Annotated in this window: 1 pseudogene; it reads left to right on the forward strand. The window is 54.3% G+C overall.

Annotated elements, in window-relative coordinates:
• Positions 1-282 (forward strand): annotated as a pseudogene (locus ACZYR9_RS27810) (aconitase family protein); the annotation flags it as partial.

Raw genomic sequence — 282 nt, forward strand, 5'->3', positions numbered from 1 at the left:
GTGCTCGCAACGCAATGCTTGCAGCAAGCGACTCCGAAGACGCTGGACGTGCGCATCAACGGGAAGCTGAAGCAGGGCGTTACGGCAAAAGACTTGATTCTCGGCGTTATCGCTCAATATGGTACGGACTTTGCTACAGGTTATGTTATTGAATATACAGGCGAAGCGATCCGCGGCTTGTCCATGTAAGAGCGTATGACCGTCTGCAACATGTCCATCGAAGCGGGAGCAAGAGCGGGTCTGATCGCTCCGGACGAGACGACGTTTGAATACCTGCGCGGT

It is taken from the genome of Paenibacillus sp. F024, assembly GCF_057814255.1.